Origin of the sequence: Pseudomonas sp. SJZ131, assembly GCF_007828705.1 — a bacterium.
In the GTDB taxonomy this organism is placed as follows: Bacteria; Pseudomonadota; Gammaproteobacteria; order Pseudomonadales; family Pseudomonadaceae; genus Aquipseudomonas; species Aquipseudomonas prosekii.
The window spans coordinates 164265-176820 of the sequence record NZ_VIVC01000006.1; the positions used below are offsets into that span (position 1 = coordinate 164265).

At 59.6% G+C, this 12556-nt stretch carries 8 protein-coding genes; all 8 read right to left on the reverse strand.

Features of this window, described 5'->3' with window-relative positions; translation table 11 throughout:
• Positions 1–39 precede the first annotated feature (39 nt).
• Positions 40–1731 carry a 30S ribosomal protein S1 gene (gene rpsA / locus FBY12_RS23960; protein ID WP_008148721.1) on the reverse strand — a complete coding sequence of 564 codons (1692 nt, stop codon included), beginning with the start codon at positions 1729–1731 and terminating at the stop codon, positions 40–42.
• A gap of 120 nt (positions 1732–1851) precedes the next feature.
• Positions 1852–2541: a (d)CMP kinase gene (cmk, locus tag FBY12_RS23965; RefSeq protein ID WP_092279413.1), complete on the reverse strand. Its 690-nt coding sequence runs from the start codon at positions 2539–2541 to the stop codon at positions 1852–1854.
• Positions 2538–4745 (reverse strand): bifunctional prephenate dehydrogenase/3-phosphoshikimate 1-carboxyvinyltransferase, encoded by a 2208-nt coding sequence (locus FBY12_RS23970; protein ID WP_256663351.1) that lies wholly within the window; start codon positions 4743–4745, stop codon positions 2538–2540. Before FBY12_RS23970 ends, cmk begins: the two co-directional genes overlap by 4 nt.
• Before the next feature lie 28 nt (positions 4746–4773).
• Positions 4774–5886: a histidinol-phosphate transaminase gene (gene hisC / locus FBY12_RS23975; protein WP_145256488.1), complete on the reverse strand. Its 1113-nt coding sequence runs from the start codon at positions 5884–5886 to the stop codon at positions 4774–4776.
• A gap of 11 nt (positions 5887–5897) precedes the next feature.
• On the reverse strand, positions 5898–6992 hold the full coding sequence (gene pheA / locus FBY12_RS23980) for a prephenate dehydratase (RefSeq protein WP_028620536.1): 1095 nt from the start codon (positions 6990–6992) through the stop codon (positions 5898–5900).
• The gene (gene serC, locus FBY12_RS23985) at positions 6992–8077 is read right to left on the reverse strand and encodes a 3-phosphoserine/phosphohydroxythreonine transaminase (RefSeq protein ID WP_145256491.1); all 1086 of its coding nucleotides are present in this window, start codon (positions 8075–8077) and stop codon (positions 6992–6994) included. Before serC ends, pheA begins: the two co-directional genes overlap by 1 nt.
• A gap of 251 nt (positions 8078–8328) precedes the next feature.
• Positions 8329–11007 carry a DNA gyrase subunit A gene (gyrA, locus tag FBY12_RS23990; protein WP_145256494.1) on the reverse strand — a complete coding sequence of 893 codons (2679 nt, stop codon included), beginning with the start codon at positions 11005–11007 and terminating at the stop codon, positions 8329–8331.
• Positions 11008–11453: 446 nt separating this feature from the next.
• Positions 11454–12530 (reverse strand): S-methyl-5-thioribose-1-phosphate isomerase, encoded by a 1077-nt coding sequence (mtnA, locus tag FBY12_RS23995; RefSeq protein WP_145256496.1) that lies wholly within the window; start codon positions 12528–12530, stop codon positions 11454–11456.
• Positions 12531–12556 lie beyond the last annotated feature (26 nt).

Here is a 12556-nt window from a genome sequence, read left to right on the forward strand (position 1 = left end):
GGCGACCGAAGTCGCCCTTTTTCTATGGTCTGACAGAACTTAGTTCTGTTTTTCCATTTGTGCACGCAACAGGTCGCCCAGAGTGGTAGGACCAGCAGCGATGCTATCCGAAGGCTTGTCTTTCAAGCTTTGGATGGCTTCTTTCTCTTCAGCATCGTCTTTCGACTTGATGGAGAGCTGGATTACACGGCTCTTGCGGTCAACGCTGATGATCTTGGCTTCTACTTCCTGGCCTTCTTTCAGAACGTTGCGCGCGTCTTCAACGCGGTCACGGCTGATTTCGGAGGCTTTCAGAGTCGCTTCGATATCGTCGGCCAGAGTGATGATGGCGCCTTTAGCGTCAACTTCTTTCACGATGCCTTTAACGATTGCGCCTTTGTCGTTCTCTTGAACGTACTCGGAGAACGGATCGCTTTCCAGTTGCTTGATACCCAGGGAAATGCGCTCGCGCTCTGGGTCAACCGACAGGATAACGGTGTCCAGCTCGTCGCCCTTCTTGAAGCGGCGAACGGCTTCTTCGCCCACTTCGTTCCAGGAGATGTCGGACAGGTGAACCAGACCGTCGATGCCGCCGTCCAGACCAATGAAGATACCGAAATCGGTGATCGACTTGATGGTGCCGGAGATTTTATCGCCCTTGTTGAACTGGCCAGAGAAATCTTCCCATGGGTTAGATTTGCACTGCTTGATGCCGAGGGAGATACGACGACGCTCTTCGTCGATGTCCAGAACCATAACTTCCACTTCGTCGCCGACTTGTACGACTTTCGAAGGGTGGATGTTTTTGTTGGTCCAGTCCATTTCGGAAACGTGTACCAGTCCTTCAACGCCTTCTTCCAGCTCAGCGAAGCAGCCGTAGTCGGTCAGGTTGGTTACACGAGCGGTAACGCGAGTGCTTTCTGGGTAACGGGCTTTGATAGCAACCCATGGATCTTCGCCCAGCTGCTTCAGGCCCAGGGAAACACGATTGCGTTCGCGATCGTACTTCAGAACCTTGACATCGATCTCGTCGCCAACGTTGACGATTTCGGAAGGATGCTTGATACGCTTCCAAGCCATGTCGGTAATGTGCAGCAGGCCATCGACGCCACCCAGATCGACGAATGCGCCGTAATCGGTGAGGTTCTTGACGATACCTTTGACTTGTTGACCTTCCTGCAGGGATTCCAGCAGAGCTTCACGCTCAGCGGAGTTCTCGGCTTCGAGGACGCTACGACGGGAAACGACAACGTTGTTGCGTTTCTGGTCGAGTTTGATGACCTTGAATTCCAGCTCTTTGCCTTCCAGGTGCGTGGTGTCGCGCACAGGACGGACGTCAACCAGAGAACCTGGCAGGAACGCACGGATGCCGTTAACGTCGACAGTGAAGCCGCCTTTAACCTTACCGTTGATAACGCCCTTGACCACTTCTTCGGCTGCGAAGGCTGCTTCCAGAACAATCCAGCATTCAGCGCGCTTGGCTTTTTCACGGGACAGCTTGGTTTCACCAAAGCCGTCTTCAACCGAGTCCAGAGCAACGTGAACTTCGTCACCGACGTTGATAGTCAGTTCGCCAGCATCGTTGTAGAACTGCTCAAGCGGGATGAGTGCTTCAGACTTCAGGCCAGCGTGAACGGTTACCCAGCGAGCTTGGTAATCGATATCAACGATAACACCGGTGATGATGGAGCCTGCCTGAAGGTTCAGGGTTTTTAGGCTTTCTTCAAAGAGTTCCGCAAAGCTTTCGCTCATTTTAATTCCTGTTGAATAAGGGCGAAGGATACGCCCAGCTCCACATCCCAGACGACGTGGGTTACGTTCATTTAAAGAAACAACACAGGACTATGACTGGTCCCCTGGGCCGTTTCTTGGTCACCCGGCGATATCGCGAATGGCGATCTCACTCATGATGCGTTCCAGCACCTGATCAATGGATAATTCCGTGGAATCCAGCTGTATGGCGTCAGCCGCCGGTTTGAGCGGGGCTACCGCGCGCTGGGTGTCACGCTCGTCGCGGACACGTATCTCATCTAGCAGACTCGACAGACTAACACCATCGACTTTGCCCTTCAACTGCAAGTATCGACGGCGCGCACGCTCCTCGGCACTGGCAGTGAGGAAAATCTTCAGCGGCGCCTCCGGAAAAACCACCGTGCCCATGTCGCGACCATCGGCCACCAGACCCGGTGCTTCCTGGAACGCGCGCTGGCGCTGCAGCAAGGCGTCGCGCACCGCCGGCAATGCCGCGACTTGCGACGCCCAAGCGCCAACTTGCTCGTTGCGCAAGTCATCGGTCACATCGTCGCCTTCAAGGATGATCCGCTGCGGATGACCTTCCGTCGCCCCGATGAACTGCACATCCAGATGAGCGGCAAGCAGCTTCAACGACTCTTCATTGGTCAGGTCGACGCCATGATTGCGCGCAGCGAAGGCCAGCAAGCGATACAAGGCACCGGAATCCAGCAGGCACCAGCCCAGGCGCTTGGCCAGAATCCCGGCAATAGTGCCTTTGCCCGAACCGCTGGGCCCGTCGATGGTGATGACCGGTGGCTTGATTTTCACGACTGAGCCTCTTGTGCAACGCGGATACCGACCTGTGCGCACAGCGCCAGGAAATTCGGGAACGAAGTCGCGACGTTGGCACAGTCATGGATGCGGATCGGTGCAGTAGCGCGCAAGGAAGCAACGCTGAAGGCCATCGCGATCCGGTGATCGCCGTGCCCGTGCACTTCGCCGCCGCCGATCGGGCCGCCGTCGATGATGATGCCGTCCGGGGTCGGTTCGCACTTGACGCCCAGTGCCAGCAAGCCATCGGCCATGACCTGGATTCGGTCCGACTCCTTGACTCGCAGCTCTTCGGCGCCGCGCAACACGGTGCGCCCTTCGGCGCAGGCCGCTGCCACGAACAGTACCGGGAACTCGTCGATCGCCAGTGGCACCAGCGCTTCGGGAATCTCGATGCCTTTGAGTTTAGCTGCTCGTACGCGCAGGTCAGCGACCGGTTCGCCGCCGACTTCACGCTGGTTTTCCAGGGTGATGTCGGCGCCCATCAGACGCAGGATATCGATGACGCCAGTGCGGGTCGGGTTGATCCCGACGTGTTCCAGCACCAGTTCCGAGCCTTCGGCAATCGACGCAGCAACAAGGAAGAACGCCGACGACGAGATGTCGCCCGGCACTTCGATGTGCGTCGCGGTCAGTTTGTGCCCGGACTCGACCGATGCCGTTGCGCCATCAACGCTCACTGGATAGCCGAAGCCGCGCAGCATGCGTTCGGTATGGTCGCGAGTCGGTGCAGGCTCGGTGACGGTGGTTTTGCCTTCGGCGTACAGACCGGCGAGCAACAGGCAGGATTTAACCTGAGCACTGGCCATCGGCATGCTGTAAGTCAGGCCTTTGAGCTTGTTGCCGCCGCGAATGATCATCGGTGGACGACCTTCAGCGGCCGTCTCGATCACTGCGCCCATCTCGCGCAGCGGATTGGCCACGCGATTCATCGGTCGCTTCGACAGCGAGGCGTCGCCGGTCAGGGTGCTGTCGAAGTTCTGCGCGGCCAGCAGGCCGGACAACAGACGCATCGACGTGCCGGAGTTGCCCAGATAGATCGGGCCCGGCGCAGGCTTCAAGCCATGCAGACCGACGCCGTGAATGGTCACGCGGCCGTGGTGCGGACCTTCGATCACGACGCCCATGTCACGGAAGGCCTGCAAGGTGGCCAGGGCATCTTCGCCCTCGAGGAAACCTTCTACTTCGGTGGTGCCTTCGGCGAGTGAGCCGAGCATGATCGAACGGTGGGAAATCGATTTGTCGCCCGGTACGCGAATCCGCCCAGTCAGGCGGCCACCCGGTTGTCCCAGGAAAATCAGGTCGTTGGAGTTCATAGCGTCCACATAAGCCCGGCGGGCCAGGATTTTACTGAAATGTTCGCGGGCAACCCGGGCGCGTGTGAACACGCCCAACAATTGGTGCCCATCCCCTGCATCGACCGCGTCGCGCAAGGCGTCGAGGTCGCTGCGAAATGTATCGAGTGTGCGCAGGACAGCTTCGCGGTTGGCGAGGAAGATGTCGTGCCACATGACCGGGTCGCTCCCGGCGATTCTTGTGAAATCGCGGAAACCGCCCGCAGCGTAACGGAAGATCTCAAGATTTTCATTGCGCTTGGCCAGCGAATCGACCAAACCGAACGCCAGCAAGTGCGGCAAATGGCTGGTCGCCGCCAGCACTTCGTCGTGGCGCTCGACCTGCATGTGCTCGACATCGGCGCCCAAAACGCGCCACAAACGGTCGACCACCGCCAGCGCTGCCGGATCGGTCTGATCCAGCGGCGTCAAAATCACTTTATGCCGACGGAACAGCTCGGCGTTGGAAGCTTCCACCCCGCTCTGCTCGGAGCCGGCAATCGGATGACCGGGCACGAAACGCGTCGGCATGCCGCCAAACGCTTCGGTCGCTGCGCGCACCACATTGCCTTTGGCACTGCCGACGTCAGTCAAAATCGCCGAACCCAGATCCATCGCAGCCAAACGGCCCAACATCTTTTCCATGGCGAGAATCGGCACGGCGAGCTGGATCACGTCAGCGCCATGGCACGCGATGGCCAAGTCTTCTTCACAACGATCGACCACGCCCAATTCAACCGCGAGTTTGCGCGACTGCGGATCAAGATCGACCCCGACCACTTCGCGGCACACGCCACTTTCACGCAAGCCTTTGGCAAACGAACCGCCGATCAAACCCAGACCGACCACCACCAGGCGCCCGATCATAGGCTCTACAGATTGCACAGCGGTGACATCAACCACGAGCCAGAACCTTGGTCAGCGCCTCAAGGAAGCGAGTGTTTTCGCTTGGCGTGCCGATGGTGATGCGCAAGTGGTTCGGCATGCCGTAATTGGCCACCGGACGCACGATTACGCCTTCGCGCAGCAAACCTTCGAACACCGGCATCGCAACACGACCGAGGTCAACGCAGATAAAGTTGCCTTTCGACGGAATCCATCCCAGCCCCAGCTCACCGAAACCCGCTTGCAGTTGCTGCATGCCGGCCTCGTTCAAACGGCGGCTTTCGGCCAGATAGTCAGCGTCCTGCAACGCCGCACATGCAGCGGCCAAGGCCAGGCTGTTGACGTTGAACGGTTGGCGCACGCGGTTCAGCACGTCGGCAACCACTGGCGTCGACAGGCCATAACCGACCCGCAGCGCCGCCAGGCCATAGGCCTTGGAGAACGTGCGTGAAACCAGCAGATTCGGATAAGCCGCGAGGAAATCGAGACCATCAGGCAAGTCGCTGCCCTCGGCGTATTCGATGTAAGCCTCGTCCAGCACCACCAGCACGTGGGCCGGAACGTCCTGGAGAAATTCATCCAGCGCCTCGGCGCCGAACCAGGTGCCGGTCGGGTTGTTCGGGTTGGCAATGAACACCACGCGCGTGTCGGCGTCGATTGCAGCCAACATCGCTGGCAGATCGTGGCCCCAATCCTTCGCCGGAATAACCCGCGCGTCTGCGCCAACCGCCTGAGTGACGATCGGGTAGACCGCGAACGCGTGCTCGCTGAATACGGCATTCAGGCCCGGCGCCAGATAGGCGCGCGCGACCAACTCAAGAATGTCGTTGGAGCCATTGCCCAGCGTCACTTGATCAAGCTCGACGCGGCACTGCTCGGCCAGCAAGGTCTTGAGGGCAAAACCGTTGCCGTCCGGGTAACGTGTCAGCTCGGCCAGTTCGTCGCGAATCGCCGCGAGCGCCTTTGGACTGGCGCCCAACGGGTTTTCGTTGCTTGCCAGTTTGATGATGTTCGCCGGATCGATGTCCAGCTCGCGCGCCAGTTCGTCCACGGGTTTGCCCGGAACGTAAGGCGAAAGTTGTTGCACGCCCGGCTGTGCCAGAGCGAGGAAATCACCACTCATCTTGCTACCCCTTAGAGAACCGCTTTCGGGTAGGAACCCAGAACTTTGAGTGCCACTGCTTCCTGGCTGATTTTTTCCAGCACACCTTTGATCAACGGATCGCGGTGGTGGCCGACGAAGTCGATGAAGAACACGTAGGTCCATTTACCGCTGCGCGACGGACGCGTCTCGATCCGTGTCAGGTCGATGCCGTTGTCGTGGAACGGCACCAGCAACTCGTGCAGTGCGCCGGGTTTGTTGCTCATCGAGACGATGATCGAAGTCTTGTCGTCGCCGGTCGGCGGCACTTCCTGGCTGCCGATCATCAGGAATCGCGTGGAGTTGTCCGGGCGATCCTCGATTTTTTCGGCCAGACGCGTCAGCCCGTACAGGCCTGCAGCCATGTCGCCGGCAATCGCTGCCGAGTTCCACTCACCCTTGACCCGCTTGGCCGCTTCAGCGTTGCTGGAAACCGCGACGCGCTCGACATTCGGGTAATGCGCGTCCAGCCACTTGCGGCACTGGGCCAGCGACTGCGCGTGGGAATAGATGCGGCTGATGCTGTCGGTCTTGGTGTTTTCACCGACCAACAAGTGGTGGTGAATCCGCAACTCGACTTCGCCGCAAATGACCATGTCATGTTCGAGAAAGCTGTCGAGGGTGTGGTTGACCGCGCCTTCGGTGGAGTTTTCCACCGGGACCACGCCAAAATTCACCGCACCGGCCGCCACTTCACGAAACACTTCGTCGATCGCGGCCATTGGCTTGCTGATCACCGCGTGGCCGAAATGCTTCATGGCCGCCGCTTGGGTAAACGTGCCTTCCGGGCCGAGGTAAGCCACTTTCAGCGGCTGCTCTAGCGCCAGGCACGAAGACATGATTTCGCGGAACAGCCGCGCCATCTCTTCGTTGCCCAGCGGCCCCTGGTTACGCTCCATTACGCGCTTGAGCACCTGAGCTTCACGCTCGGGACGATAGAACACCGGCACTTCGCCTTCGGCCAGCGAGGCCATCTTTACTCGCGCAACTTCCTGGGCGCAGCGTGCACGTTCGCTGATCAGCTCGAGGACTTTGGTGTCCAGGGCGTCAATGCGCACGCGCAGTGCCTTGAGTTCTTGCTCAGACATTAGCCATGTTCCTTCTCGAACTCTGCCATGTACGAAATCAGTGCGTTGACCGCAACGATATCGACGGCGTTATAGATGGAGGCGCGCATGCCGCCCACGGAGCGGTGACCTTTGAGGTTCAGCAGCCCGCGTTCGTCGGCACCGGCGAGGAATGGCTTGTCCAGACGGTCGTCGGCCAGACGGAACGGCACGTTCATCCACGAGCGGTCCGACTTGTTGATCGGGTTGCTGTACAAGCCGCTGGCGTCGATGAAATCGTACAAAGTGCGCTGTTTGACTTCATTGAGCTTGCCGATGGCTTCGACGCCACCCTGCTCTTTCAGCCATTCGAACACCAGACCGGACAAGTACCACGCCAGCGTTGGCGGGGTGTTGTACATCGAACCGTTATCGGCGGCGACTTTGTAGTTGAGCATGGTCGGGCACAGCGAGCGCGCGCGACCCAGCAGGTCTTCGCGAACGATGTTGACGACGATGCCGCTCGGGCCGATGTTTTTCTGTGCGCCGGCGTAGATCATGCCGAAACGCGAGATGTCCACCGGACGCGAAAGAATGTCAGAAGACATGTCAGCGACCAGCGGCACGTCGCCGGTTTCCGGAATCCACTGGAATTCCAGGCCACCGATGGTTTCGTTCGGCGCGTAATGAACGTAAGCCGCGTCTTTCGACAGGCTCCATTCGTTCTGACCGGGAATCGCGAAATAGTCGTAAGGCTTGGCAGTTGCGGCGACGTTGACGTGGCCGTAACGGGACGCTTCTTCAATGGCTTTCTGCGACCAGATACCGGTGTCGATATAGTCGGCGGTGCCGCTTTCCGGGAGCAGGTTCAGCGGAATCTGGGCAAATTGCTGACTGGCGCCGCCCTGCAGGAACAGCACTTTGTAGTTCGAAGGGATATCCAGCAGATCACGCAGATCCTGCTCGGCTTTGGTCGCAATGGACACGAACTCATCGCTGCGATGGCTCATTTCCATGACCGACAGGCCTTTGCCGTGCCAATCGAGGAGTTCGCCCTGAGCGCGTTTCAGGACAGCTTCAGGCAGCGCCGCAGGACCGGCACAGAAGTTATAGGCTCTCTTGCTCACATCCAATCTCGCTCTGATTTGGTGGTAGTCACGCAACAATCACAACATCAAATCGACACAGAAGTCTCTGCCAGGCACAGCTTTTGTGGGAGTGAGCCTGCTCGCGATTGCATCACCGCGATGTGTCAGACGTGCTGCGGCGCCTGCATCGCGAGCAGGCTCACTCCTACAAGAAACTTCATGGGTGTCGATATTTTCATACGGGACAAACAACAAGGGGGCGAATTCTCATCCGCCCCCTGTTTGTCCGCTTATTCCTGCGGTTCTTCGTCGGCAGCGGCGTCGAGCTGCTGGTCCTCGGCAGCGTCGTCGTTCACGACCTCGCCGTCGAACACTGCACCTGTTTCGCCGTCTTCACCGTCGAGGCCTTCACCTTCAAGCTCTTCGCCCTCGACTTCCGATGGCTCCTGAACCCGCTCAAGACCGACCAGCTTCTCGTCGCTGGCCAGTTTGATCAGGGTCACGCCTTGGGTGTTTCGACCCAGGCTGGAGACTTCGTCGACGCGAGTGCGAACCAGTGTGCCCTGGTCGGAAATCAGCATGATTTCCTCGCCATCAAGCACCTGGACCGCACCGACCAGACGGCCGTTACGGTCGTTGCTGACCATGGCAATAACGCCCTGACCGCCACGTTTGTACTCAGGGAACTCGGTGATCGCCGTGCGCTTGCCGTAACCACGCGCCGAAGCGGTGAGGATCTGGCTGCCTTCTTCCGGGATCAGCATCGAAATCAGCTTCTGCCCTTCCGGCAGACGCATGCCGCGCACACCGCGAGCGGTACGGCCCATGGCGCGAACGTCGGTTTCCTTGAAGCGCGTAACCTTGCCGCCATCGGAGAACAGCATGACTTCGCGGCTGCCATCGGTGATGGAAGCGGAGATCAGCACGTCGCCTTCATCCAGCTCAAGCGCGATCAAGCCAACGCTGCGCTGACGGCTGAAGGATTCCAGCGGGGTCTTCTTCACGGTGCCGTTGGCGGTCGCCATGAAGATGAAGTGACCTTCGGTGTATTCGTCGACCGGCAGCATGGTGGTGATGTATTCCCCATCGCCCAGCGGCAACAGGTTAACCAGCGGACGACCACGGGCAGCGCGAGACGCTTCAGGAATTTCGTAGGTTTTCAGCCAGTACACTTTGCCTTTGCTGGAGAACAGCAGCAGCGTGGTGTGGCTGTTCGCGACCAGCAGGTGAGCGATGTAGTCCTCATCCTTGACGCCGGTCGCCGATTTGCCTTTACCGCCACGACGCTGAGCCTGGTACGCAGCCAATGGCTGGGTCTTGGCGTAGCCACCGTGGGAGATGGTCACGACGCGTTCTTCTTCCGGGATCATGTCACCCAGGGTCAGGTCGAGACGGGCATCGAGAATTTCGGTGCGGCGCACGTCGCCGTATTCGGCGCGGATCACTTCCAGTTCTTCGCGGATCACTTCCATCAGGCGCACGGCGCTGCTGAGGATGCGGATCAGTTCGCCGATCTGGTTGAGGATCTCTTGATACTCGGCCAGCAGCTTCTCGTGTTCCAGACCGGTCAAGCGGTGCAGACGCAGTTCGAGAATGGCTTGAGCCTGTTCCGGCGAAAGGAAATACTTGCCTTCGCGCAGACCGTATTGCGGGTCCAGGGTCTCCGGACGGCAGGAATCGGCACCGGCGCGCTCAACCATTGCGACTACAGCGGACGATTCCCACGCAGTCTTGATCAGCGCTTCCTTGGCTTCCGACGGCGTCGGCGAAGCTTTGATCAGGGCGATCACCGGGTCGATGTTCGACAGGGCAACCGCTTGACCTTCAAGAATGTGCCCACGTTCGCGAGCTTTGCGCAGTTCGAACACGGTACGGCGGGTAACGACTTCGCGACGGTGGCGAACGAAAGCTTCCAGCAGATCCTTGAGGTTGAGGATCCGCGGACGGCCGTCGATCAGCGCAACGATGTTGATACCGAACACCGCTTGCAGCTGGGTCTGGGCGTAAAGGTTGTTGAGGATCACCTCAGGCACTTCGCCACGACGCAGCTCGATCACAACGCGCATACCGTCCTTGTCGGACTCGTCGCGCAGTTCGGTGATGCCTTCAAGCTTCTTCTCTTTAACCAGCTCGGCAATCTTCTCGATCAGACGCGCCTTGTTGAGCTGGTAAGGGAGTTCGGTGATGACGATCTGCTGGCGGCCGCCGACCTTGTCGATGTCTTCGATCATCGAGCGGGCGCGCATGTAAATGCGCCCGCGACCGGTGCGGTAGGCTTCGATGATGCCGGCGCGACCGTTGATGATCGCGGCGGTCGGGAAGTCCGGACCGGGGATGTATTGCATCAACTCATCGATGGTCAACTCAGGGTTGTCGATGAGCGCCAGGCAACCATCGATGACTTCACCGAGGTTGTGCGGCGGGATGTTGGTCGCCATGCCCACGGCGATACCGCTGGAGCCGTTGACCAACAGGTTGGGAATACGCGTCGGCATGACCGCGGGGATCATTTCAGTGCCGTCGTAGTTCGGCACCCAGTCCACGGTTTCTTTGTGCAGGTCAGCCAGCAGCTCGTGCGCCAGCTTGGTCATGCGCACTTCGGTGTATCGCATGGCGGCGGCGTTGTCGCCGTCCACCGAACCGAAGTTGCCCTGACCGTCTACCAGCAGGTAACGCAGCGAGAATGGCTGCGCCATCCGAACGATGGTGTCGTACACCGCGGTATCACCGTGCGGGTGATATTTACCGATCACGTCACCGACAACACGGGCAGATTTCTTGTACGGCTTGTTGAAGTCGTTGCCCAGCTCGCTCATCGCGAACAGCACACGCCGGTGCACGGGCTTCAAGCCATCGCGCGCATCCGGCAGTGCCCGCCCGACAATTACGCTCATCGCGTAGTCGAGATAGGACTGCTTCAGCTCGTCTTCGATATTGACCGGGAGGATTTCTTTGGCCAGTTCGCCCATGAGAAGCCTGATTCCTTTTTCTGGTGAAACTTCGTCACATCCATATGGGACGAACGAAGCTCGCCGACGCAGGCTGAGTGCCCGGCGCCGACTTACGACAAATCAACGAGTTATGCCATGGATCTGCGCAGTAAAGACAACCCCTTGGGGCTGTCTCGGAAAACGCCGGATGTTATCACAAAGGCCGCCACGCACCTATCCCCCTGATGCGCATGGAGCATAGTAAGTTGACCGGTGACAGGCTTAACGGCGACGAGAGAGGCTTAGAGCCGCGGTGAATGCAGATTCGGGGATAAGATCCAACGTGTTTACTGGCCGCAGGCCCCCTTCGCGAGCACGCTCGCTCCCACATTGAACCCCGGTTGAGCCGACATTGCGGCCACACCTCGATCAACTGTGGGAACGAGCTTGCTCGCGAAGGCGATTTTGGCTGACAACACAAAGCGTCAATGCAGACGCTTGCGGCACATCAATTGGGCCATTTTCGCCGTATCCGGGCGCTCGACGACGCCCTTCTCGGTGACGATTGCATCGATCAGATCCGCCGGCGTCACGTCGAACACCGGGTTGAACGCCTCAACCTCTGCGCCGACCCGCTGGCCACCAACGCAGAGCAATTCGCTGCCGTCGCGCTCTTCAATCGGGATGTCGTCGCCGCTGGCGAGGTTCATGTCGATGGTCGAACTCGGCGCCACCACCATGAAGCGCACGCCGTGATGCATGGCGCTGACCGCCAGTTGATAGGTGCCGATCTTGTTCGCCACATCGCCATTCGCGGTAATGCGGTCGGCACCGACAATCACCCAGGTGATGCCTTTGGTCTTCATGATATGCGCAGCGGCGGAGTCGGCATTCAGCGTCACCGGGATGCCTTCGTTGGCCAGTTCCCACGCGGTCAGCCGCGAGCCTTGCAGCCATGGACGGGTTTCATCGGCGTAGACGCGCTCGACCATGCCTTCGATGAACGCCCCGCGAATCACCCCCAGTGCCGTGCCGAAGCCGCCAGTCGCCAGGGCGCCGGTGTTGCAGTGGGTGAGGATGGTCTGGGCGTTGCCCTGATGTTTGCGGATCAGATCGACGCCGAGTTGCGCCATGGTCAGGTTGGCTTCGCGATCACTTTCGTGAATCGCGATGGCTTCCGCTTCCAGCGCCGCCAGCGGGTCGGCATCTTCCTTCAAGCGATCGAGGCGATCACGCATGCGACCGAGCGCCCAGAACAGATTGACCGCGGTCGGACGCGAATCGGCGAGCAACGCATAATCCTCTTCCCACTCGGCTTGCCAGTCGCCGCCCTCGGCAATCCGCGCGCGCGCCGACAGCACCATGGCGTACGCCGCGCTGATGCCGATCGCCGGGGCGCCGCGCACCACCATCGAGCGAATGGCCTCGGCGACACCGGCGGCGCTGGTGTAGGCAATCCAGTTTTCCTCGAACGGCAGAATTCGCTGATCCAGCAGGTACAGGGCGCCATCACGCCAATCGATGGCCTTCACCTTCTCCGCAGCCAACAGTCGATCGCGCATCCCACACCCCGCACTCATGAACAAAA